Here is a 24,809-nt window from a genome sequence, read left to right on the forward strand (position 1 = left end):
GGGTTTCAAACCCTGGCGGACTAACAAACTTAACTAAAATTTTTCTCTTGAACTTGCATCTGAAGCTAAACTTTACCCTCCCTATTCAACACAAAATAGAATTCGATAAAGTATGCCGCTTTATATCGTTGTCTACGATCTCCGAGTTGACAAGCGCAGGCAAAAAGTGCATGACTTGCTGAAAAGTTATGGCAAATGGGGACAATATTCTACCTTTGAGTATGTTTTGTCAACTGCCAGATTTACAGAACTCCGGCGACGGCTGCGAAAGTTAATCAACCTAGACGCAGCATCCGGTTTTATCCGGTGTCGCGCCATACTTTGGGACAGGTGGAGGTTTTGGGTGTGGGAGCGCCGGTGACAAAAGCACCTGGGTCAGTGATTATTTAGCTCAGGTTGCGAGGCTGGTGGTAAATTAGCTCAAACGACCTTTTTCCGTCGTGAGCCTCGCAGCTTTACTGGGCAAGGGTTTCAAGGATTATTATGAGCGAACACAGGTGTGAGTTCCACAATAAATATCTGAGCCTCGCAAAGGGCCTCTAGACACCTTGCGCTGTCTTGGGTGTATTATGGAAGACTCCCCACTCGTTGGGGAAACTAATTGAATGGAAACGCACTATGGAATGCCTTAACTGCTACACCTACAGCATCTAACTCCCCACTCGTTGGGGAAACTAATTGAATGGAAACACCGACGGGCTGGCCGTGGCGAACGGAACGAGCCTCCTCCCCACTCGTTGGGGAAACTAATTGAATGGAAACATTTCCAACTGGGACAGATAGGCTAAATCGTTGAATTTGCGATCGCCTCCCCACTCGTTGGGGAAACTAATTGAATGGAAACCGAGTTCTACTCGCACCCAACTTTGTAAGCTGTCTAAATTTTCTCCCCACTCGTTGGGGAAACTAATTGAATGGAAACTGGGGATTACCTAACCAGTTATTAGAAACATCTTGCCAACTCACCACTCGTTGGGGAAACTAATTGAATGGAAACTTGATGAAACTGGTGAATATATAAAAAGTCAAAGAGAAGACTCCCCACTCGTTGGGGAAACTAATTGAATGGAAACTTGTGTCCGGCTGCGACACCGCCTTGATTGGTGATCTCCCCACTCGTTGGGGAAACTAATTGAATGGAAACCCGAAAAAGTAGAAAAAATACTCCATACTCGGTTTACACTCCCCACTCGTTGGGGAAACTAATTGAATGGAAACTTAATGTGCTGATCGAACTCGTAACAATCCTCGACAAGCATTTCTCTTACTCCCCACTCGTTGGGGAAACTAATTGAATGGAAACACTTCTTGAGACGATCCAAGATGTCTAAGGTTGGTTCCGCTCCCCACTCGTTGGGGAAACTAATTGAATGGAAACTCAATTTCTTGAATATATTCGGTGCTGACATCCCACGGCTGATTCTCCCCACTCGTTGGGGAAACTAATTGAATGGAAACTGAATTGCGATCGGGCCCCGGTAATTAGTAGACCAACTGCTCCCCACTCGTTGGGGAAACTAATTGAATGGAAACTCCGCTATGTGGCAATATACTTCAAGGAAGTATTTGTAATCCCCACTCGCTGGGGAAACTAATTGAATGGAAACTCAATCAGAAACAGCGCATCGCATTTGCCCTGATTGAATCTCCCCACTCGTTGGGGAAACTAATTGAATGGAAACTCTGTTGCCTATTTCCCCTTGGCCGATCTTGTGTAACAAAATCGGGGCACGTTAACTCCCCACTCGTTGGGGAAACTAATTGAATGGAAACTTTTTCAATGCAATGTAGACGTTTAGCTCCCCTAACTCCCCACTCGTTGGGGAAACTAATTGAATGGAAACACGATAGCGTGTTATACGATATTATCGGCTTTGAATTGTTCGTAATAACCTCCCCACTCGTTGGGGAAACTAATTGAATGGAAACTCTAAATATGCCTTTACATTCTGCCTTTTTGCCTTTATTCCTAGCTTTTCCCTCCCCACTCGTTGGGGAAACTAATTGAATGGAAACCTGATGTAATCTCCTGTTTGCGTAACTGTTTAACAGTAACTCCCCACTCGCTGGGGAAACTAATTGAATGGAAACGCTCGACATCCTCAAGTTGGGTGGGGGCGGGTTTTTGAGATTGTTAGTTTTTCACATAGATTGTTGGTGAAACCCGCCCCTACACGCTATCGTAGGGGCGGGTTTTACGAATAATATTTAATACCAGCAGACAATCTAGATAAACCCGCCCCCACCCAACCAATAACCTAGATTAACCTGATGTGCGATCGTATTTCACAAATGTAGATGCGGATTTGTGGCTGGGTGGAGGCGGGTTTTTGAGATTGTTAGTTTTTCACATAGATTATTGGTAAAACCCGCCCCGGAGGGCCATCGACGCAATGTTACAGTACGATCGACTGTAGATAAGATTTGCCATTACATTCGATCGACAGCGGGCTAGATTCATTAATTTTGACTGAATTATGAGGATATAATTCATCTTTTGCCCACGACAAAGGATTATTAATGATGTATTCCCGAATAGCAACTAATGATTCTTCATTGCGGATGATATGTTCGTAATAACCTCGTTGCCAAACTGATACGCCAGTCAAATATCGCATTTGGTTAATTCGCCGCGCTGAAGATGTTTTCATACCCCGCACAATTTCCGATAAAGGATGGATTTTTGATTTTCTCAGCGCCAATTTATCCGATTCTGTATAATTTATTTCTGGGCTGTCTTTCAAAAAAATAATCCCGTGGACGTGATTTGGCATCACAATAAAATTATCTAATGCCACATTTTGATAACGTTTGGGAAGAATGCTCCAATTGAATAAAACTGTTTTACCATAGGGACTCAATTGCATTGTATTATCAATGACTTCGCCGAATAAACATTCACGCTGCCAACTGCAAATAGTGATAAAATACGCACCGGGAGTCGTATAATCATATCCAGGTAGGCGAATTGAGTGGCGGTGGTGTTTGTTGCGATCGTATTTCATAATCTTTTTCCCAAAAACACAGGCGGTAGGGGCGGGTTTTACGAATAATATTTAATAGCAGCAGACAATCTAGATAAACCCGCCCCCACCCAACCAATAACCTAGATTAACCTGATGTGCGATCGAATGCAAAGAATATTGATTCGGATTAGTCGTTGGGCAGGGCGGGTTTATTTATTTTCTCAATTAGTGGCAAAAATGGTTGGCGAACCCGCCCCTACAATAATTGCGGGCGATCGAGATTTTTTGTCGGGCAGGGCGGGTTTATTTATTTTCTTAATTAGTGGCACAGATGGTTGGTGAAACCCGCCCCTACAATCATTTTTCAGGTGCAATTTCTCGATCTACTTGTTCAAAATTCACTTTATTATAGATATCTGCCACAGCAATTTCAAAGGATAGTGAAGCAAGCGCGATCGTCTCATCCAATTCATTGTACTCAGCAAACGACCATCGCTTATCATCCGTCTTAGAAAAATGTTCGATATATCTCCGATTTTGGTCGAGCAATAAGTATTCTTCAAGAGTGGGAATTGTGCGGTATCCCTCAAACTTTTTGCTGCGATCGTATCCTTTAGTTGAAGCTGACAAAACCTCAATAATTACTCTGGAATTGGTAATCGTATCGGTGCGGTTATTATAATACTCCGGCTTCCCACATACTACCATCACATCGGGATAAGTATAGATGCGCTTCTTGGGTATCCACAAGCGGACATCGCTCATGAAAACTCGATAGTCTAGTTTTTTGAATGCAAAATTTAGTTCGGTACTGAAGTTGAGCGCTATTTGATTGTGATTTGTAGAGCCACCGGCCATAGGAAATATTTCACCGTCAATGTATTCGCTTTTGTAGTCCGCAGCTTCTTCTAGTGCTAGATATTCCTCGATCGAGTAGTATCGTTGTTCAGTAAGTTGCATAGTTCTATTAGAGAGCATTTAACTGAGGCTTTTGTTTAGTGTAACATTTTTGGGTAAGCTTTTTAAGGTTGAGTTTGTGTAGGGGTTTTTGAGATTGTTGGTTTGTGGTATGAATTGTTGGTAAACTCGTCCGCACACAGCCGATCGCCTAGATTGATCTGATATGCGATTGCATCCCAAAAATGTAGATTCGGATTTGTCGTTGGGTGGGGGCGGGTTTTCGAGATTTTTGGTCTGAGGCGATTATGGTTGGTGAACCCGCCCCTACGGTAATTTGGGGAAACACGCTTATTTCCGAGATTTGTCGTTGGGTGGGGGCGGGTTTATTATATTGTTGGTTTCTGACATAAATGGTTGGTGAACCCGCCCCTACGGTAATTTGGGGAAACACGCTTACTTTCGAGTTACCACAACCCAATCGTCCGCTGTTTTGACAACCTCAGCATTCTGCAAACCTAAATGTTTTAAAACAGGTTTTTCTAACAGAAAATAAGGTTGAGGAAGAGTTTGCCATTTCTGTTTGAGCGTAGGTGCGTCGGCAACAATAACTTGGCGTTGACTGTAAAAATTCAGCGATGGACGGCCCAAGCGGTGAGAAGTAAACACTTGTTGACCCGCCGGAGTTCCTGTGCGGACAATTTCGGCGATCGGCTTAACCGGATAATCCTCCGCCAGTTCCCAAACCCAGTTATCTGAAGCCACCAATACCAACAGCGTCAGGTAAGTTCCCCAAATTAAAACTAATATAAACTGTCGGTCTTTGCGGTGCAGCAACACGGCCGCCATTGTCATTGTCAAAGCTACAAACATCAGCATTAACTGCAAATCTCGCTCTGGAGGCGCAATTTGTCCCCCGATCCATACCCAGCCACTGAAGTACACGCAACCGACGACAGCAACTATAGCCAGCACTGCCAAAATCGCGGGATGAGGCAGCAAAGAAATAGCATCAAAACGTTCTTCTGCTTCCTCTTTGACGGGTTCTGGCGGCAGCCACAGTTGCTCCCAAACTTCAGCGAGATAACTGCCAACAGCAAGAGCAAAAGCTGGATAAATTGGCAAAACATACCACGGCAATTTAGTAGTCATCACAGAAATAGCCAGCAGATATACTCCTGTCCAAACCAATACTAATTTTGGCCCGGCAAAATTGCGATTTTCCCAACTCAGGCGCAGCCCTTGTAGCCAAAATAACTGCCACGGCCAAGCTAATTTTAAAATTTCTAAAAGATAATACCAAGGCGGGCCTCTGTGACTGCTTACAGGTTCCGAAATGCGCCGGAAAGATTCGTTAATTAAATTAGTGTGGATGAAATATTGGCCGTAGTGCAGCCATTGGGCAAAATACCAAGCAGCTACTGGCAATGTTCCGATCGCCAATCCGCCCCAAAGATACCCAGAAGTGAGGAGTCGCGGGGTATCCCAAACCAAAAAAATACAGCCAACAGCACCCAGCAGCAGCCCCAACATGACGCCCTTAGTCAGGCAAATGAGTCCGAACCCAATCCCCGCGCCCAAAGCGTAGCGCAAGTCGCGGCGCGATCGTAGCAAACACCACATCGCCCCCAGCAAAAAACACAAAACTGCTCCATCCAACATCGCCAAACGTCCATGCCGCACCACCGGTAACAGCGTCAGATACACGAGGGCAGAAAAAATGGCGATCGAGCGTCTAGGAAACAACTCCCTGCCAATGGCGTAAAGCAAGGGCACTGAAGCCGCCGTCAGCATCGCCGGTACCAACCTCGCCGTCAATTCGCTGACACCGCCGACGGCAAAACAGAGCCCGATTAGCCAGTGTACCAGCGGCGGTTTGTTGAAATAAGGCATAGAGTCGATCGTCGGATACAGCCAATTTAAGTTGCCGCGCCAAATTTCGCGACTTACCTGCGCTGCAATGCCTTCATCCCAATCCCGCAAAGCCACGCCGCCCAGATTCAGCCCGAAAATCAGCACTGCAGCCAACAGAAAAGCCAGCATCCACACTTTGTCTGTAAAGCTGTCATTCCAGCGATTTTTCGGTTTGCGGCCAAGGAATGGAAAGATTTCTGACATAAGTTAAGAGAGTTTTGAGCGTCCCAAACTGAGGGTAAACTTAGACAGCAGTTATTTGCGACTAGGAAAATACCATGAACTTGCCTGTAATTATAGATATTATCATTGGCTTAGTATTTATCTACCTGACTTTAAGCTTGCTAGCTTCGGAAATTCAGGAACTGATTGCTACTGTTTGGCAGTGGCGGGCGGAACATTTAAAGAAGTCGATCGAAGTGCTGATTTCTGGCGGCAGCGAAGGTGCGAAAGATCCCCTGCAATTTAAGCGAGTCGGACAGTTAGCCCATGCGATTTACGCCAATCCGATTATCAAAGATTTGAATCAGGGAGCGAAAGGGCTGTTATCAGAGGGATTCCGCTCTGTTACGCACCGCCTGGGGGATTTGTACCACGGAATTACGGGTACTAAAAATGTTTTCGGCAATAAATCCAGTGGGCCTTCTTATATTCCAGCCGAGTGTTTTTCGGCTAGCCTTTTGGAGACTTTAAAGGTTTCTAGTTTGCTCAGCTCTATCTCTAAAACCAGATTGGAAAGATTTAAAGATTTACAGTTGGCACAAATTCAACATATTGGAGCGAATCTGAGTTTACAGGATACTATTAAACCGATTATTGAGCAAGAATTTAGGTGGCTGACTGCGGAGTTCAATCGAGTTGTTGAAGATTATCAAAACAATTTAGCAAGTTTGAACAACAGCTTAGATCGAATGTCGGAAAAGCTAGAATTTTATATTAAGGATTCTCAGGTTTATCTACCAGAAACTGAGCAAGGAGGGAGAGAATTTCAGAGGCAGATGGCATTTGTGAAGGCTCGTTTTGACAGCAAAATTGAGCGGGTGGCGCTGCTGGGGCAACTGCAACCGAGTTTCAGCAATCTGTTAAATACTGTTAAAAAAAGTCAAGATACGGTAGTAGAAATTATGGATTTAAAAGAGGAGAGTCCGATTTATCAACAAATTCAAGAAACCTTGGACAGTATGCCAGAATCTTTGAAACGCAGCCTTTATATTTTAGCGCAGCGCGCTGAAAAAGGCGGCGGAGATACTCAAGAGCAGTTGCAGCGGTTTCAGAAAGAAATTGAAATTTGGTTTGACCAATCGATGGAGCGTGCTTCTGGTGTTTACAAGCGGAATGCTAGAGGGGTGGCGATTTTGCTCGGAACTGCGATCGCTGTCGCTGCTAATGCTGATACCATTCATATTATTAATCGGTTGTCGAAGGATTCGATGTTGCGATCGACTGTTAATGTGTACGCTGAGCAGTTGGTGGAAAAAAATGCTAGGACTAAATTAGATAATTTACCAAGTCTGAGAAAAGTTCAAAAGGATGTAGATATAGCTTTGGATGAGGTAGCTCTGCCTTTTGGATGGAGCGAACAGAACAGCTTGGAACGAGATAAGCAGGGGAATTTATTGTGGCCGGCTTTGATTGCAAGATTGTTTGGTTGGATATTGAGCGGCGTAGCTATTTCTATGGGGGCTGCTTTTTGGTTTGAGGCGCTCAACAAGATTATTAATATTCGCAATGCAGGGAAAAAACCGCCATCTTCCACAGAATCTTGAGGGGTGCTGTTGCGAGGCCAATCTACTAAGTGTCATACCCTTTTAAATTTTAGATTTTAGATGGCCGAATGACTGAAGACTATCGAGCTTTGAAGCACGGGCTTATATCATATCCGGTCGTGGGACCGCGATTGTAGGGGCGGGTTCACGAACAATACCTGCCAATAATTGACAATCTCAAAAACCCGCCCCGACCAGGATATTATGGTTAATTGCTCGGAGATGATATTACAGTTGGATTCTTTTGTGAAAGTGGGATCGCGGATAGGATACCGGATCGATCGGTAATTTGGCGTTTGCCGGAACTAAGGGAAAACACGCAGAATATAAATTCCGTGCGATCGCGGATGGCAGTGCAGCAGAAATAGGGCAAACTGATAGATAGGTTACATAAGAATGGGCGAAATAAACAAGGTCGCTGGCAGTTTCAGAAGCTCTGACTCCAAGGCTGTATCTACCGCTAAACTCACTTTTGGAGGACGGAATATGTTGACTTCTTTAAGGGAAACGACTCCCGCCTCGGAAGACGCAAATCCCCCATCCAAAAGCTTTGTAGTCAAGGAGTCCAGCATCAATGAAGGTGGATATTTTGTTGCCAGAATATTGGCTGGGGAATCTTACTGCATCGATAAATTTACCTGGAAACTTCAAAAATCTGCCTCTATCCTTAGAGAGATTGACAAAGTTGGCTCGACTTATGACTGTCCCTCGAACCAACTGCAATTAGGCTTTGTTATCCTCAGTTCAGATTACCTCGAACCATACAAAAGTCAATTGCCAAAATCGCATAATTCTCTGACTCAAAACAGCGGACTTGGTTCGTGTTATGCCGATCGAGATAGTGATACACTCAGCAACGGCGGTGGACGCGATCGACTGTTTGCTAATTAAGGAGAGTAATTTAATGCAGGGTATGGAACGTACCGAGGGCGACTGAACCCGAATGCAATTGTAATTATGGACGCAGGGGCGATCGCAATCAACGATTTCGATCTGACTAAATCAGCAATCATATCAACTCCCGCTGAATAATTTGAATCACGTTTGCAGTGAGGATGGCAGTCCTCACAGTGTGTAGCACCCCATAAGCCAATTGATTTCCAGCGATGGGTTCCACTTAATCTTAGATTGTTTTGACTGTTAGTAAATGCGACCAAACGTCCTGGGAATCAGTATTTAGGTGTACCGCAAACCTAGCAAAGTCAAAGCATATAGAATTGTTCAAAATCTACATAATTCAGTTTTCCATTGGATGAAATACAGCTAGGGAAACTCTAGTGCATTGTGCCTCTACGTAAAATCTCACACTCAAATAAAAACTACTAAATATAAGAGGAGTTATTCGGGGGTGAATTACCTCCACTATTTCCGCATCCCTCAACTCAGCCTACTATTAGCAAAATAAGGTCAATCGATTTTAGATTTTAGATTTTAGATTAAAGAATTGACTTGCGCGAGATAAATGCTCTTTCTTGAGGATTTTCGATTTTCGATTTTGGATTGATTCCACGGATAAATTCGGGGGCTTGATACCACCTTTGAAATTCGTGGTCAAAAAAAAATTGGATAATAGAACCTAGATTTATTTCAATATTCCCGATTAATATTGCGATCTATTCCCATAGATAGAGGCTCAGATTTCCATTTTAGTTAAAAGTAAAAATGCAAATACCGAGCAAAATAAATCAACAAAAATATTTTAAAAAAGGCATCATCTATCAATTGGGTGTTAAGATATAATGAAATAAGCCTGATGAGATAACTCCGGGGTGTATCTACTAATAATGCCCTTAATGGAGTCTCCAATATGAGTTCTACATTCGCTCAAGTTAACTCACAATCTGCTTTTGAAGAACGGCCAGTGCGCTCCTTAGTCTTCATTGACGCCGGCGTGAAAGATTACGAGTCAATTACAGCAGGAGTGCTGCCCGGACAGCAGGTAGTAATACTCGATCGCACCAAAAACGGCATCGAACAAATCACATCCGAGATGGAAAAATACGCCTCTACTAAGGGGGCGATAGACTCGGTTCACATTATTTCTCACGGCAGTTCAGGCAGCCTACAATTAGGCAATACCGCTCTGGGTTCAGATAACATAGAGCAATACAAAAGCCAGTTGGACTCGTGGCAAACTTCACTAGCCCCAGAAGCAGACATCATGCTGTACGGCTGCGATGTAGCAGGCGGTACAGGTGTTAATTTCGTCGATCGATTCAGTCAATTAACCGGAGCTGACGTTGCGGCCTCTACCAACATAACTGGCAGCAACGGCGACTGGAATTTAGAATTTGCTAAGGGTCAGATTGAATCTCCCTTAGCCTTGGGGCCAGAGGCTATGGCAAGTTACCAAGGTGATTTAGCTACGATCGTAGTAGCCAACAATAGCGATAGCGGGCCGGGTTCATTAAGGGCTGCGATCGCCACCGCTGTTGCCGGCGATATCATTACCTTCGCTCCAGGTTTAGCCAACCAAACCATTACCCTCACCAGCGGTCAACTCGATATTCCCGTTGGCAAAAACATCACCATTGACGGCGCCGCCGCACCCGGTTTAACCATCAGTGGCAACAACGCATCCCGCGCCTTTTTTGTCAATGCCAACGTTGCGACTGCTACGAATTTTACAGTCAAAAACCTCGCTATTATCAACGGTAAAACGGTGGATAATGGTGGGGCGATCGGTACACAAGACGAAGTAACGATGACCGTAGAAAACGTTCAGTTTACCAACAACGTGGCTGATAAAGGCGGCGGTGCAATCTTCAGCGGCTGGAACAACACCCTGACCGTTACCGACAGTAAATTCACCGGAAATAAAGCCACTGCAACCAACGATGAACGTGGCGCTGGCGGTATTGCTTTTGCAAGTAATAAAAACCTCACCGTTGTTAACAGCGACTTCACCAACAACTTAGGAATTAATGGTGGGGCAATTAACAGCCTAAACGGCAAGTTAACAGTTGAAAACTCGCGATTCATCGGCAACGATACCACCTCCGGCCAGTTCGCCCCAAACGATCCCAACGGCAATTCTTTTTTAAGGGGTTTCGGCGGGGCAATTTACACAGACCGCGCCAGTTCTACTGACGAGCCTTCCGGCACAATTAAAATCAGCAAAAGCGTATTCCAAAACAACAAAGGGCGAGGCGAAGGCGGAGCAGCTTATCTGTTTACCGGCACCCAAGATAGCGTAAGTATTGCAGACAGCACCTTCCAAAATAACGAAATTCTGGCGCTACCCAACGGTGGAAATGATGGAAACGGTGGTGGGGTAACGATTTTGAGCGACAGCACCAACCAGGGATTGACCATTGCCAACACCACCTTTGCGGGCAACAAAGCCAATAATCAAGGTGGCGGGCTGTGGATGCGAAATGTCCCTACTACGATTACTAACAGTACGTTTTCTGGCAACTCCACGGCCTTTGCTGCTGGTGATTTCAACAAACTCGGCGGTGCAATGACTCTTGGTGCACCCACAACCATTCTCAACACGACGATCGCCGATAATTCTGCAGGCTGGGTTGGTGGAGGTATCTTCGCCAATGCCAATAATGTCACCCTCAAAAACACTATTCTTTCCAACAATACAGCGGCTAACGGAGGAAACCCTTGGGGCATTCAGCAACACGTCACCGCCCAATATAGCGATCGAGGAGGGAATTTTCAGTGGCCGGCCAAAAACCCCAATGACGGAAGCGATGTCAATGCGACGGCAAGTGTGACGATCGCAGACCCCTTACTTGGCCCTTTGCAAAACATCAACGGCGCTTTAGTCAGGCCCCTGCTGACAGGAAGTCCGGCAATTGATAAAGGGATTGCCACCGACGCACCCGCTACAGATCAGCGAGGCCTGACTCGCCCTCAAGATGGCGACAGCATTCCAGGTGCGATCGTGGACAGCGGCTCTTTTGAATTGGGAGGTAGTGTCGTCCCAGTGCCCACACCGACTCCGGCGCCAACTCCCACACCGGAACCGACTCCAACTCCCACACCGACTCCGGCGCCAACTCCCACACCGGAACCGACTCCAACTCCCACACCGACTCCGGCGCCAACTCCGACGCCCGCGCCGACTCCGACTGAGACTCCGACACCCACACCGACTCCGGCGCCCACACCGACTCCGGCGCCTACTCCGACGCCCGAACCGACTCCAACTCCCACACCGGAACCGACTCCGACTCCCACACCGGAACCGGCACCAACTCCCACACCGGAACCGGCACCAACTCCCACACCTGTGCCGACTCCGCCGCCGACACCAACTCCCGCACCGACACCAACTCCGGCCTCGGATGGTTCCCTGCTCGATAGCCTCAACGCCCCGCAACTCGACTCTGCCACCATCACCCCCAACCCCGTCCAACAAACAATCAACGGCGGTAACGATGCCGATTTCATCATGGGCGGTGGCATCAACGAGTCGATTAACGGACAAGTCGGCAACGATATTCTTTACGGTATGGGCGGCAATGACAACATTGACGGCGGTGCAGATAACGACTCAATCTTCGGCAATGGAGGCAGCGATTTCATCTCTGGCGACGCTGGCAACGATACCATCTACGCTGGCAAAGATAATGACACTGTGGTTGGTGGTGAGGGCGACGACTTGTTGAGGGGAGATTTAGGCAATGATACAGTTGCCGGGGGCTTTGGCAACGACAGCATTTTCGGCGGTAAAGATGACGATATCTTACTCGGTGAAGATGGAGACGACTACATTTTAGGCAACTTGGGAAATGACACACTTAATGCTGGAAATGGCAACGATATTGCCTTTGGCAATGAAGGTGCAGACCTGATTTTTGGCTTATTGGGAAATGACACGCTTTACGGCGGCAAAGAAAACGACAGTCTCAATGGCGGTGAGGGCAACGACTTGCTGTTGGGCGGCAATGAAAACGATGTGCTGTTCGGCGACATCGGTAACGATACCCTGTACGGCGGCAAAGCTAATGATATTCTCAGCGGCGGTGCTGGGGAGGATTTCCTCAGCGGCGATGTTGGGGACGATACATTGACTGGTGGTTCGGGAAATGATGTGTTTTTCCTCAATCAAAGTTTGGGTAGCGACATCATTACTGATTTCCGCAAGGGAGAGGATTTAATTGGGTTGAGTTCTGGTTTGAGTTTTAATCAACTCAGTATTACTTCCAGCAACAATCAAACTTTGATTACTGTGACGGACACCAATCAATTGTTGGCGAAGCTTAACAATATTACCCCCGGTATTCTCACCGCTAGCGATTTCACTCAGGTAACAATCTAACTGGCTGGGGTAGGGTGCGCCATCAGCAGCCCGCCCCTACGCAGGGCTGTTTCATTCTCTTGTAGGGGCAGCCCCCCGTGGCTGCCCCAATCTCTGAAACATGAGCAAATCGTGGATGGGGAGGGTAGGCACGGGGAGTAGGGGTAGCACTACAAGAGTCAAAATCATCGTTTTCTTGAGAATGAAACAGCCCTGCGCCCCTACGGGGGCTACGCCAACGAAGAGGAGCGATCGATCTGATTCTTTTCAAGTGCGATCGGTAATAAATCTTGTTTATTGCCGATCGCCCACACCTAGAATGAGACACACCCGTCTATTGCAATCCTGAGCTGGCTAACCATAAGTAGCGGCCGAATAAAGCCTGCTTTCTCAACCAATAATTTTTAGATTTGTGGGAACTTTTTTACAGATAGGAAAAAAGTTAAATTAATCAAAATTTTAGGGAATTTTCCTGGTTTTATCTAATGTGAATGTATCAGGTACTAGCTAGAGCAATTCTCAGGAACTCAGAACCACATAAAATATTTTCTGAGTTTTACCTGACTAATGCTTCCCAATGGTTTGATGCACTACGTATCTGGCTAATGGTGTGCATAGCAAATCTACCTATAGAGGTTCCAGTGCCGGACTATTTACATTACATCCTCTGCATTTAATTGCTAAAAAAAACCGCAATTTTTACACAGCAAAAGCTGATTAGGTAGAAAAGTATCGGGTTTCACTTAAGGATAAGATTCAAGTTTTTCCCTGAATTTTAATATCCCCGATGGATTACCGAGGTTTTAATTCTGCCTACTGCCTTCTGCATCTCTAGCCTTCTGCTTTCAAGGTGAATCTACCAGCAAATAGTAAACATTCTCATGGGTATGCCAAATGAGTTCAACTTTTGCCACCAACATGGATTCACAATCTGTTCTCCACAATGCTGGTTCTAAATCTATTGTCTTCATTGATTCCGACTTAGATGACTATCAAACTCTTGCCGGTGGCGTGCTTCCCGGTGCAGAGATTATCATTTTAGATAAAAATGGTAACGGAGTCGAGCAAATTACTGCGAAACTGCAAACAATTTCGGCTGCGGGGGAAACTGTAGACCAAGTTCACATTATTTCTCACGGCAATTCTGGTAGCTTGCAGCTAGGTTCTGCAACGCTGAATTCGGATAATTTATCACAATATGAAAGCCAGTTGCAAGGGTGGCGAAATGCGCTAAGCGAGAAAGCAGATATTGTGCTTTACGGTTGCGATGTTGCTGCGGGTTCGGGAAGCGATTTTGTCGATCGCCTGGGCGAGTTAACCGGGGCTGATATTGCTGCATCTAGCGATCGCACTGGCCACGGTGGTAACTGGAATTTGGAGTTTGCCAAGGGTGACATTGAAGCACCGCTAGCCTTGACTCCAGAGGCAATGGCGGATTATCAAGGGACTTTAGCAACTATTACCGTTACCAACAATAATGATAGCGGGCCGGGTTCATTGAGAGATGCGATCGCCTCCGCAGCAGCCGGCGATACCATTCAATTTGCCTCCACTCTTGCGGGCCAAACAATTACCCTAACGAATGGTCAACTTGTTATCAACAAAAACTTGACAATTGACGCCGTTGGTGCAGCCAATTTAACCATCAGTGGCAACAATGCTTCGCGGGTCATTCTCACAGAAGGTGCAACAAATGTTACTCTAAAAAACCTGATTATTGCCAACGGCCGAGTTTCTGGTACTGACCCAAATAATCAGACAACTAGCGCCGGTGGTGGCATTCAAACAGGAGGTAGCAGCACTTTAACTTTAGAAAATTGCCAAGTCAATAATAATGTGGCGGGTTTTGGTGGCGGCATTTACACGGGTTTTCGCAGCACGACGACTGTCATTAACAGCAAGTTTAGCGACAATGATGGTTCACTAGCTAACAATACCGAACGTGGTGGCGGCGCGATCGCCACTAAAAGCGGCGGTGTTTTGACTATCAGAGATAGCGAATTTACCAACAACAAAGGCAGCTACGGCGGTGCTGTTAATAACCTGTTGGGCAGCATGACGATCGAAAACTCTAAATTCATAGGGAACCGCACAGATAAAGGCGTTGGCGGGGCAGTTTACGTCGATGGCGCTAATGCTTCGGGACCGAATGCAACCCCCGGCCCAGTTGCCGGAACTATTGCTATCCGCAACAGCCTTTTTGATGGCAATATCGGAGCGAGAGAAGGAGGCGCAGCCTTTTTGTTTGGTTATTTGCAAGATAAAGTGGTCTTGGAAAATAGCACTTTTATTAACAATAAAGCTGTCAAGGATCTAGCCGGAGTTGGAGGTTCGGGAGGCGCAATTCGTCACGGAAATACCGAACTTACGGTAACAAATTCCACTTTTGCTAATAACCAAGCTGAAGATAATGGGGGCGGTTTGTGGTCAGGAGAGAATGGAAATATCAGCATTGTCAACAGTACATTTTCCGGCAACAGCGCGGATAAGCAGGGCGGAGGAATGCTTGTCGCTAACAGAGATTCCTTTTCGACTAACATCGTCAATTCGACTTTTGCTCAAAATACCGCTGAATTTTCGGGAGGTATTGCTACTTTCAACGACCCTGTGAAATCGCCAATTACTGTCAAGAATTCGATTTTTGATAGGAATACGGCAAGTAATCCTTTTAAAACGAGGCAGCACACTGGACGGGAGCTAATCGATGGGGGAAACAATATTCAATTTCCCGCTAAACTGACGGTGGGAGATCCTAATGATAGTAATGTTACGGCAAATGTGACGATCGCCGACCCCTTACTGGGCCCTTTGGAAAATATTAACGGCGCTTTCGTGCGACCACTGCTAACAGGAAGTCCGGCAATTGATACTGGTACTGGTGTGGGCGCGCCAGCGACAGATCAGCGCGGTGTGAGTCGCCCGGCTGATGGTGATAATAACGGAAGTGCGATCGTTGATATTGGCGCTTATGAATTGAACCCTACAGTCACGCCGACTCCAACTCCGACGCCCACTCCAACTGAGACTCCGACTCCGACACCGGAACCGACTCCCACGCCCACACCGGAACCGACTCCCACACCGGAACCGACTCCGACTCCCACACCGGAACCGACTCCGACTCCGACACCGGAACCGACTCCCACTCCGACACCGGAACCGACTCCCACGCCCACACCGGAACCGACTCCCACGCCCACACCGGAACCGACTCCCACGCCCACACCGGAACCGACTCCCACGCCCACTCCAACTCCAGCTTCGGATGATTGCCTACTCGATAGCCTCAACGCCCCGCAACTAGATCCTGCTACCATCACCCCCAACCCCGTCCAACAAACAATCAACGGCGGCGACACTACCGATTTCATCATGGGCGGTGTCATCAACGACTCAATTAACGGACAAGTCGGCAACGATACTCTCTACGGTATGGGCGGCAATGACAACATTGACGGCGGCGCAGATAACGACTCAATCTTCGGCAATGAAGGCAGCGATTTCATCTCTGGCAGCGCTGGCAACGATACCATATACGCTGGCAAAGATCCTGACACTGTTGTTGGTGGTGAGGGCGAGGACTTGTTGAGGGGAGATTTAGGCAATGATACAGTTGCCGGCGGCCTTGGCAACGACAGCATTTTCGGCGGTAAAGATGACGATATCTTGCTGGGTGAAGATGGCGACGACTACATTTTAGGCAACTTAGGAAATGACACAATTAATGCCGGAAACGACAACGATATTGCCTTTGGCAATGAAGGTGCAGACCTGATTTTTGGCGACATCGGTAACGATACCCTGTACGGCGGCAAAGAAAACGACAGTCTCGATGGCGGTGAGGGCAACGACTTGGTGTTGGGCGGCAATGAAAACGATGTGATCTGTGGCGACATCGGTAACGATAGCCTGTACGGAGGCAAAGGTAATGATATTCTCAGCGGTGGCAGCGGTGCCGATTTCCTTTCCGGGGATGTTGGGGACGATACATTGACGGGAGGTTCGGGAAATGATGTGTTTTTCCTCAATCAAAGTTTGGGTAGCGACATCATTAATGATTTCCGCAAGGGAGAGGATTTAATTGGGTTGAATTCTGAATTGAGTTTTAATCAACTCAGTATTACTTCCAGCAACAATCAAACTTTGATTACTGTGACGGACACCAATCAATTGTTGGCGAAGCTTAACAATATTACCCCCGGTATTCTCACCGCTAGCGATTTCATTACTCTGTAGTTCTTATAGCAATCCTAAATCCTTTGTGAATTTCTTACTCCATCCCATTAGGAATGAGAATTAAATAACTTCCACAAGATTGTGGGATGGGCGTCCCGCCCATCCAAAAAGGACGGGCGGGACGCCCATCCCACAATAACAATTAAAATTGTAAGTTATTTAATTCGCGAGCCTTAGCAAGGGGAGGGTTGGGGTGAGGTAAAACATTTACGAATCATTTAGGATTGCTATAATAAAGCGGACTTGAGATTATTTCCTTCCAATACCCTCGCACAAACGTCTATCTTCCTCCTTCACATCAGCATTTGTTCGCAAATAATCCCGCACGCGATCGCAACCATCAGCCAACAAATCCACTTTCATAACTCGATCCACATCCCACAAAATCAGCGTATTATCCTCACTCACAGAAGCCACAAATGACCCATCCCCACTATACGCTACCCCCCGAATCGCCGCAGAGTTACCTCTTAGCGTTGTTAATTCCGTACCGTCAAGCTTCCACAATTTCAGCGTATTGTCTACACCACCAGAAGCAATAATATTACCATCCGGGCTAAACGCGACCCCCCATACCGCAGCCAGATGGCCTTCCAGAGTTCTTAGTAACTTACCATCCACAGTCCAAAGCTTAATCGTATTGTCCCCACTGCCAGAAGCCAGAAATTTACCGTCAGGGCTAAACGCCACTCTCCACACCGCAGCAGTATGACCTTGAAAAGTTCGTAGGGGCAGTGCCCCCGTGCCTGCCCCATCAAGCTTCCACAATTTCACAGTACCATCCCCCCCTGCCGAGGCAATTAGCTGACCGTCAGGGCTAAATACGACCTGCCAAATAGGAGCATGATGTCCTGTCATAGTATGCAATAAAGTACCATCGGGCCGCCAAAGCTTGATAGTATTATCTTGACTTCCAGAAGCAATAATTTGACCGTTTGGACTGAAAGCTAATGTAAAAACCGTAGCGTTATGACCTACCAAAGTTGCGATCGCTTTTCCATTTCGAGTCCAGATATTCACCTTATTATCATTTCGGCCAGAAGCAATTAACTTGCCATCGCCACTCAGGGCAACAGCATAAATCGCAGCGTTTTCTACAGTGAAAGTCCTCAACAATTTGCCTTGCCGACTCCACAGCTTAGTCGTGCCATCCTCGCTGCCCGTAGCAATTGTAGAACTATCCGAACTGACATCTAAAGCCCAAATCCCCGCTTTATGTGCAGTAATCATCGTCCGCAATGGGTTTTGACTCTGCCACAGCCGCACCGTATTTTCTGCACCCGCCGAAGCAATAAAACTGCCATCCGGGCTCCAAGCTATCCCCCAAATCGAGGCACTGTGACCTCTAAATGTCATTAATTCTGTGCCATCAACATTCCATAGTTTTATAGTTTTCTCTCGACTTGCAGAAGCAACAGTCTGACCGTCAGGACTAAAAACAACTCCAGATACTACAGCAGAATGACCTTCAAGCGTTCGTAGGGGCAGTGTCCCCGTGCCTGCCCCCTTCACTGTCCAGAGTTTCACCGTTTTATCTGCACTTGCCGTAGCAATCATTTGACCATCTCGACTAAATGCCATTGCTGCTATCACAGAAGTATGGCCTCGGAGAGTTCGTAGGGGCAGTGCCCCCGTGCCTGCCCCGCCTTTGTTCCAGAGTTTCACCGTTTTGTCTCCACTTGCCGTAACAATAGTCTGACCATCTGGACTGAAAGCCACTGAGGATACCCCAGCAGTATGACCCTGGAGAGTTCTTAACAGTTTGCCGTCTTTGTTCCAGAGTTTCACCGTTTTGTCCATGCTGGCAGAGGCAATTGTTTGACCATCGGGACTAAACGCCACTGTCCAGATACCAGCAGTATGACCCTGAAAAGTTCCTAGGGGCCGTGCCCCCGTGCCTGCCCTATCCAGTTTCCAAAGTTTTACAGTCCCATCATCACTTCCAGAAGCAAGAAACTGACCGTCCGGGCTAAATTTGACCGATCGAACGATCGCCTGATGACCTTTGAGTGTTGCTATTTCCGTCCCGTCCCGCCGCCACAGTTTAATAGTTTTATCCACACTTGTTGAAGCAATAAACTTACTGTCTGGACTAATATCAACTCCGAGAACAGCCGCTTGATGTCCCGATAAACGGTTATATTCATCGCCTTCATAAACCGCTTGACCCAATACATTGATAACTTGATTCTCAATATTTTTATCCGTCTTGCCTAAGTTTTGTAATCGGCGCTTAGCTTTAATTGCTTCTATTAGTGCATCCAATCTGCGATTAGAGGCAAACAATCCCTCAGAGGAAGAAACCAGCGCTTCAATTTCACTTATCCGAGCTTCCCGCTCACTAATAACGGCTCGGCGATACTGAAAATAACTTGTTACTCCTAAAGCACAGGCAAGCAGGAGTGCCATACTCACCGAAAATAGTAAGGCCCTCTGTCGTTTCCCTGCTTTTTTTTCTTGAATTAAGCGCATTTGTTCCTGGGCCAGTCGCGCTTCCACTTCTTTAGTGCGTTCTGCTTCTAGAGCTTGTTGAACTTCTCGCCTATCTAGTTCGGCACTAGCAGCTAAGAACTGATAGTCTAGGTTACTCAAGCTTTTTTCCTGCGCCCAGATTTGACCATCTTTTAAGGCTTGTCCCCGCAAAAGTCTGGAAAAATCTGTTTGTTGTGAAGCAACCCAAGCATCGAAGGTTTGCGAGTAGGGGCGCAGTTGCCCTAATTGCTTCTCTACCCATTCCAGATTAAAAACTTCAGCATAAACCCTGTTTCTTACCTGTAAATAACCATTATTTTTGACAACTAATCCCGATAATAATAGTTCAATTTGTTCTGGTGAGTCATCAGTTGATACCCGTCCCACTTTTTTGCTATCAGGTAGAAATATTTCATTTCCTTGTAGGGGCAATTGTCCTGTAGTTGCCCTATAAAGATTTGGGTCAGGCACGGGGGTACTTCCCAGAGAGTCCTCTTCAAAGTCCGAGAATGAAACAGAACCGCTGGTTAAGGGGGGGTTAGATTGTAAAATTTGCTGGTAGATGCCGAGTAATCTACCCGCGCGTTGTTCGTTGCGAATAATCCGCTCCTTTATGGTTTTTAAATGTTCCGGCTCATCCTGAGATTCCCATTTATTAATGATATTTTCTCGCACTAAACGATCTACCCAAAACTCTTCTGTTCCTGGGGGAATTGTTACTACTTTTTGCGGTGTTGTTTGAGTTGCCATGTATGCTAAATAGCACAGTTTCTGCGTCAGAAATGGCTGCCCAGAAGTCCAAGCCAATATCTGTTTGAGAATAACTTGATAATTATTGACTACATTTGCCAATCCCGCCGCTAATGGCTGGGCTTCTTCTAGTTCAAAACCTCGTAAATTTATCGCTCGACCAATATTAAAAGGAGTTCGTTTTTTATCGACAATTAAATCCCTAGGTGTTGCTACTCCAAAAATTGCAAAAGTAATACGATTATATTCTGGATTAATTGAGCGTTGATTATAGCAAAAGCGAATTAGGGCGAAAAAATCATCTACCGGGAACTCTAGACTGAGAACACTGTCAATTTCATCAATAAATATAATGATTTTGTTTTCAGGAAACTTGGTCAACAAAATATCTTCAATAAAATGACTCAATCTTTGCAAAAATGATACATCTTCTTCATCACGCCACCAGGTTTTTAAGTTAACTTGCCCTAAAAGATTGAAGCCGCGCCACAGTTCCCCAATCATACCTTTATACCACTGTAAAGGAGTGATATTTTCACTGCCGATGCGGGTCATGTCGATCGTGCTGCATTGAAATCCTTCAGCTTGCAGTCGGTGCAGAGTGCGGACTAATAGGGAAGATTTGCCCATTTGCCGCGAATTGAGAATGTAGCAAAATTCGCCTGCTTTTAAGGCTTCATAGAGTTCGGAATCTGCTTGTCTTACTACGTAGGTAGGTGCATTATTAGCAAGGCTGCCGCCGATTTGGTATTGGTAATTATTCATGATTTTGAGTTCATGGTTTATGAGACTTTAACGATCGCCCACGGCATCGCACAAATGTCTGTCCTCCTCCTTGACTTCAGCATTAGTTAGCAAATAATCCCCCACACGATCGCACGCATAACCCAGTTCATCGAGTTTGAGAATACGCTCTAGATCCCATAAAATCACAGTGCGATCGTCCCCGGCGGAGGCAATTTGTTTACCATCGGGACTAAACGCCACCCCCCAAACGTTCCCTTCATGTCCCGTTAGCGTCGTGATTTCTGTCCCGTCGGTTTTCCAAAGTTTGAGTGCGCCAGTTGAGCCTCCCCCCACCAGCATTTGACCGTCTGGACTGAAATCAACCGCCATCATGCCTCTACTATTTCCCTTGAGGGTTTTGAGCAACGTGCCATCACTCGTCCAGAGTTTAATCGTGTCATCCCTGCTGGCAGTTGCCAAAGTGCGACCGTCTGGACTGATGGCAACTTCCCAAACAGGGCTGCGATGACCCTTTAGGGTCTTGGAAAACCTACCGTCAAGACTCCACAACCGAGCAGTGCTGTCGCTACTGGCTGAAAGCAGCCTCTGTCCGTCAGGGGTAAAATCCACATCGTAAACCCTAGCCCGATGCCCTGTGAAAGTTCGTAGGGGCGGTGCCCCCGTGCCCGCCCTGCCGTCCTTGTTCCACAGTTTCACAGTTTTATCGTTGCTAGCAGAAGCCAGTAGCCCATCTGGACTGACGGAGATATCCCAAACTCCAGCTTCATGACCTGTTATGGTTTTCAGTAGCGTCCCGTCGAACTGCCAGAATTTAATTGTTTTATCTTCACTAGCGGTAGCAAGGAAACGTGTATTAGCAGGATTGGCAAAGCTAGCACCAGAGAGGAAAGCAACCGAGTGAACGGCAGTATCGTTTCCGGCAAAAGACTTCAGCAACGTGCCGTCTCGCGCCCACAGTTTGAAACTGCCATCGGAAGAGGCGGAAGCTAGCATCTGACCGTCGGGGGAGAAATCCACATCCCAAATCGTGCCGCCATGTCCGTAAAGGACTTTCGAGAAGGGGTTTGTCGGGTTCCAGAGTCGAGCGGTATTGTCGTCGCTAGCAGAGACAACTATTTGACTGTTGGGAATAAAAGCAAGCCCGCGAATTCCAGATTGATGCCCTTTAAGGACTTTCAACAGCGTCCCGTCCGGCTTCCAGAGGCTGATGGTTTGGTCGGCGCTGGCGGAAGCAATCACATCGCCTGCTGTACTGACAGCGACTTCAAACACTTCCGAACTGTGACCGCTAAGAGTAAGTAGGGGCAGTGCCCCCGTGGCTGCCCCTGGCAGTGCCCCCGTGGCTGCCCCTGGCAGTGCCCCCGTGGCTGCCCCTGGCAGTGCCCCCGTGGCTGCCCCTCCGTCGGGTTGCCAGAGTTTGACAGTGTTGTCAGCGCTGGCAGAGACAATGGTGGGACGTTTTGTGCCACTATTGTCTGCAAGTAAAGCAAACTCAACGTCCCAAACTGCGGCGCTGTGACCTTCCAGAGTTCTCACCAGTTCCCCGTCTAGAGTCCAAACCTTGACAGTATTATCTGTGCTGCTAGAGGCTAGCAGCTTTCCATCCGGGCTAAAGGCAACACCCCAAACGGCACCTTGATGTCCGCTTAGGGTTTTGAGCAGTTTGCCATCAATGCTCCACAGGCGAATGGTGCTGTCTTCACTGGCGGAGGCGATGCGCTCACCGTCTGGACTCACGGCGATCGCCCAGATCGCAGCCTTGTGTCCCTGAAAGGTTTTGAGCAGTTTGCCTTCCCGACTCCACAGATAAATGTTGCCGTCCACGCTGGATGTTACCAGGCGCTGGCTGTCGGGACTAAAACGAAGGGCGTACACGCTGCTGATTGTGTGTTGGAGAGTGTACAGCAAGGTGCCATCCCGTTGCCACACCTTGGCTGTTTGGTCGCCGCCTCCGGTGGCGATGAGTTGACCGTCTGGGCTGACATCAACTGCCAGAACCGGGCTGGAATGCCCCAACAGGCGATTGAATTCTGCCGTTCCATAGATGGCTTGTTGCAGCACTTGTTGAACTTGAGATGGCAACTGGGGGCTGGAATTAGCTAGGTTGTCGATCCTGCGTCTGGCTTTGATGGCGCTCACGAGGGCATCTAATCGCTGTTGGGATGCGAATTGCCCGGAGGATGAGGAGGTGAGGGCTTGAATTTCGCTGGTGACGGCGCGATGGTATTGCCAGAGGGCGAAAATGCTGGAGGCGATCGCAACAATTAATACCCCGCTCAACGCCCCAATAAACTTTCGCTGCCGCTTCGCTGTCTCTCGCTCTAAAACTAACCGCTTGCGTTCTTCTGTGAGTCTGGCTTCAACTTCTCTGAGCCTCGCTGCTTCCAGTGCTTGCTGCACTTCCAGCCTGTCTAATTCAACAGAAGCTGCTAAAAAGTGATAATCCAAATCGCTCAAACTTTTTCCCTGGGCCCAGTAGGAAGCGTCTTTTAGCGATTGTCCGCGCAACAGTCGCGATTCATCGGTTTGTTTTGAAGCGATCCAAGCGTTGAAAGCTTGGGAATAAGGACGTAGTTGCTCTAACTGTTTTTCTACCCATTGTATGTGAAAAACTGCTTGATAAATCGGGTTGCTTACCTTTAAAAAACCTTGGTGTTTTACTACCAAACCTGATAGCAGCAGTTCGATCTGCTCTCGACTGTCATCCGCTTCAACTTCACCAAATTGTAAGAGGTTTTGATAAATACCTAAACTACGTGCAGTGAGTTGTTCGTTGCCAATAATGCGATCGCGAATTGTCTTTAAATGCTCCGGCTCATCTTGCGATTCCCATTTATTGATGATGTTTTCTCTCACCAATGAGTCCACAAAAAATCCTTCGGTTCCCGGTGGTATTTTTAAATCACCCGTGTGGGCTTCCCGCGCCCTTTTTACTACTAATTCACATATTTTTTGCGTTAAAAATGGCTGTCCTCCAGTCCAAGCTAAGATTTGTTTGAGAACTGCTTGCGGATTTGCTATGACATTTTCTAACCCTTTCGCTAATGGTTGCGCTTCTTCTAAGCTAAATCCTGACAAATCGATTGCTTGTCCGATATTAAAAGGTGTCCGATTTTTATCGGCGATTAAATCGCTGGGTGTAGCTACTCCGAAAATTACGAAGGTAATTCGGTTGTATTCTGGATTAATGGCTCGTTGGTTGTAACAATAACGAATCAAGGCGAAAAAGTCATCAACGGGAAAATCTAAGCTTAAAATACTATCAATCTCATCAACAAATAGAAAAATTCGCTCGTTCGGGAATTTTTCTAATAAAATATCTTCAATAAATTGACTCAATCTTTGGAGGAGAGAAACTTCTTCTTGTTCTTTCCACCAGGTTTTTAAATTGACTTTTCCTACAAGATGGAAACTGCGCCACAAATCCCCAACAATTCCTTTATACCACTGTAAAGGAGTAATGTTTTCGCTACCGATGCGAGTCATGTCGATCGTGCTGCATTGAAATCCTTCGGCTTGCAATCGATGGAAGGTGCGAACGAGAAGGGAAGATTTGCCCATTTGCCGCGAATTGAGAATGTAGCAAAACTCGCCGAGTTTTAAGGCTTGATAAAGTTCGATATCTGCTTGCCGCACTACGTATGTAGGCGCATCACTCGCGAGACTGCCACCAATTTGGTATGTTACCTGGGTCATGGGGTTTATGGGTAGGTTTAAAGCTGAGTATGTAGGGAATTTATTTAGAGGTGAGGATGTGGTGATGGAGCTTCATTATAATATAAATAATGCCCAATTTTGGTTAAT

The 24,809-nt window shown here is 46.8% G+C and carries 11 protein-coding genes and 1 CRISPR repeat array; of the genes, 6 read left to right on the forward strand and 5 right to left on the reverse strand.

Annotation, left to right across the window (positions count from 1 at the left end; all coding sequences use genetic code 11):
- The first annotated feature begins 112 nt into the window (after nucleotides 1–112).
- On the forward strand, nucleotides 113–361 hold the full coding sequence (gene cas2 / locus QUB39_RS03835; RefSeq protein ID WP_333211070.1) for a CRISPR-associated endonuclease Cas2: 249 nt from the start codon (nucleotides 113–115) through the stop codon (nucleotides 359–361).
- 216 nt (nucleotides 362–577) lie between these two features.
- A CRISPR array of direct repeats spans nucleotides 578–2,091; the repeat unit is 36 nt; unit sequence CTCCCCACTCGTTGGGGAAACTAATTGAATGGAAAC.
- Between the two features lie 305 nt (nucleotides 2,092–2,396).
- Here the strand turns inward: cas2 and QUB39_RS03840 are convergent.
- Nucleotides 2,397–3,005 carry a transposase gene (locus QUB39_RS03840; RefSeq protein ID WP_333211068.1) on the reverse strand — a complete coding sequence of 203 codons (609 nt, stop codon included), beginning with the start codon at nucleotides 3,003–3,005 and terminating at the stop codon, nucleotides 2,397–2,399.
- Nucleotides 3,006–3,131: 126 nt separating this feature from the next.
- On the opposite strand from QUB39_RS03840, the gene QUB39_RS03845 reads away from it, so the two are divergent.
- Nucleotides 3,132–3,308, forward strand: a complete 177-nt coding sequence (locus tag QUB39_RS03845) for a hypothetical protein (RefSeq protein WP_333211066.1) — start codon at nucleotides 3,132–3,134, stop codon at nucleotides 3,306–3,308.
- Between the two features lie 15 nt (nucleotides 3,309–3,323).
- Here QUB39_RS03845 and QUB39_RS03850 read toward each other — a convergent pair whose 3' ends face one another.
- Nucleotides 3,324–3,926, reverse strand: a complete 603-nt coding sequence (locus tag QUB39_RS03850; protein ID WP_333211064.1) for a Uma2 family endonuclease — start codon at nucleotides 3,924–3,926, stop codon at nucleotides 3,324–3,326.
- Between the two features lie 393 nt (nucleotides 3,927–4,319).
- Complete coding sequence (locus QUB39_RS03855) at nucleotides 4,320–5,981, reverse strand: glycosyltransferase family 39 protein (RefSeq protein ID WP_333052981.1); 1,662 nt, start codon at nucleotides 5,979–5,981, stop codon at nucleotides 4,320–4,322.
- A 74-nt stretch (nucleotides 5,982–6,055) separates the two neighbouring features.
- On the opposite strand from QUB39_RS03855, the gene QUB39_RS03860 reads away from it, so the two are divergent.
- The 4 genes from QUB39_RS03860 to QUB39_RS03875 all read left to right on the forward strand — a co-directional run bounded on the left by QUB39_RS03860 (nucleotide 6,056) and on the right by QUB39_RS03875 (nucleotide 17,036).
- Complete coding sequence (locus QUB39_RS03860) at nucleotides 6,056–7,543, forward strand: hypothetical protein (RefSeq protein WP_333211062.1); 1,488 nt, start codon at nucleotides 6,056–6,058, stop codon at nucleotides 7,541–7,543.
- Nucleotides 7,544–8,029: 486 nt separating this feature from the next.
- A complete protein-coding gene (locus QUB39_RS03865) occupies nucleotides 8,030–8,434 on the forward strand; it encodes a hypothetical protein (protein WP_333211060.1) in 405 nt (134 codons plus the stop codon).
- A 916-nt stretch (nucleotides 8,435–9,350) separates the two neighbouring features.
- Nucleotides 9,351–12,821 (forward strand): DUF4347 domain-containing protein, encoded by a 3,471-nt coding sequence (locus tag QUB39_RS03870; RefSeq protein ID WP_333360144.1) that lies wholly within the window; start codon nucleotides 9,351–9,353, stop codon nucleotides 12,819–12,821.
- Nucleotides 12,822–13,694: 873 nt separating this feature from the next.
- Nucleotides 13,695–17,036, forward strand: coding sequence for a DUF4347 domain-containing protein (locus QUB39_RS03875; RefSeq protein ID WP_333485010.1), 3,342 nt, complete (start codon nucleotides 13,695–13,697; stop codon nucleotides 17,034–17,036).
- Between the two features lie 249 nt (nucleotides 17,037–17,285).
- On the opposite strand, the gene QUB39_RS03880 is transcribed toward QUB39_RS03875, so the two are convergent.
- Nucleotides 17,286–21,023 (reverse strand): WD40 domain-containing protein, encoded by a 3,738-nt coding sequence (locus QUB39_RS03880; RefSeq protein ID WP_333485011.1) that lies wholly within the window; start codon nucleotides 21,021–21,023, stop codon nucleotides 17,286–17,288.
- A 27-nt stretch (nucleotides 21,024–21,050) separates the two neighbouring features.
- On the reverse strand, nucleotides 21,051–24,701 hold the full coding sequence (locus QUB39_RS03885) for an AAA-like domain-containing protein (protein ID WP_333485012.1): 3,651 nt from the start codon (nucleotides 24,699–24,701) through the stop codon (nucleotides 21,051–21,053).
- Nucleotides 24,702–24,809 lie beyond the last annotated feature (108 nt).

The organism is Microcoleus sp. AT8-B5 (assembly GCF_036705565.1).
Classification (GTDB): domain Bacteria; phylum Cyanobacteriota; class Cyanobacteriia; order Cyanobacteriales; family Microcoleaceae; genus Microcoleus.

Excerpts from the sequence above, each read along its gene's own strand:
- QUB39_RS03880 (WP_333485011.1), bottom strand. The coding sequence starts at position 21,023 with ATGAATAATTACCAATACCAAATCGGCGGCAGCCTTGCTAATAATGCA.
- QUB39_RS03885 (WP_333485012.1), bottom strand. The coding sequence starts at position 24,701 with ATGACCCAGGTAACATACCAAATTGGTGGCAGTCTCGCGAGTGATGCG.
- QUB39_RS03860 (WP_333211062.1), top strand. The coding sequence starts at position 6,056 with ATGAACTTGCCTGTAATTATAGATATTATCATTGGCTTAGTATTTATC.
- QUB39_RS03840 (WP_333211068.1), bottom strand. The coding sequence starts at position 3,005 with ATGAAATACGATCGCAACAAACACCACCGCCACTCAATTCGCCTACCT.
- QUB39_RS03850 (WP_333211064.1), bottom strand. The coding sequence starts at position 3,926 with ATGCAACTTACTGAACAACGATACTACTCGATCGAGGAATATCTAGCA.
- QUB39_RS03855 (WP_333052981.1), bottom strand. The coding sequence starts at position 5,981 with ATGTCAGAAATCTTTCCATTCCTTGGCCGCAAACCGAAAAATCGCTGG.
- cas2 (WP_333211070.1), top strand. The coding sequence starts at position 113 with ATGCCGCTTTATATCGTTGTCTACGATCTCCGAGTTGACAAGCGCAGG.
- QUB39_RS03865 (WP_333211060.1), top strand. The coding sequence starts at position 8,030 with ATGTTGACTTCTTTAAGGGAAACGACTCCCGCCTCGGAAGACGCAAAT.
- QUB39_RS03875 (WP_333485010.1), top strand. The coding sequence starts at position 13,695 with ATGAGTTCAACTTTTGCCACCAACATGGATTCACAATCTGTTCTCCAC.
- QUB39_RS03845 (WP_333211066.1), top strand. The coding sequence starts at position 3,132 with ATGCAAAGAATATTGATTCGGATTAGTCGTTGGGCAGGGCGGGTTTAT.
- QUB39_RS03870 (WP_333360144.1), top strand. The coding sequence starts at position 9,351 with ATGAGTTCTACATTCGCTCAAGTTAACTCACAATCTGCTTTTGAAGAA.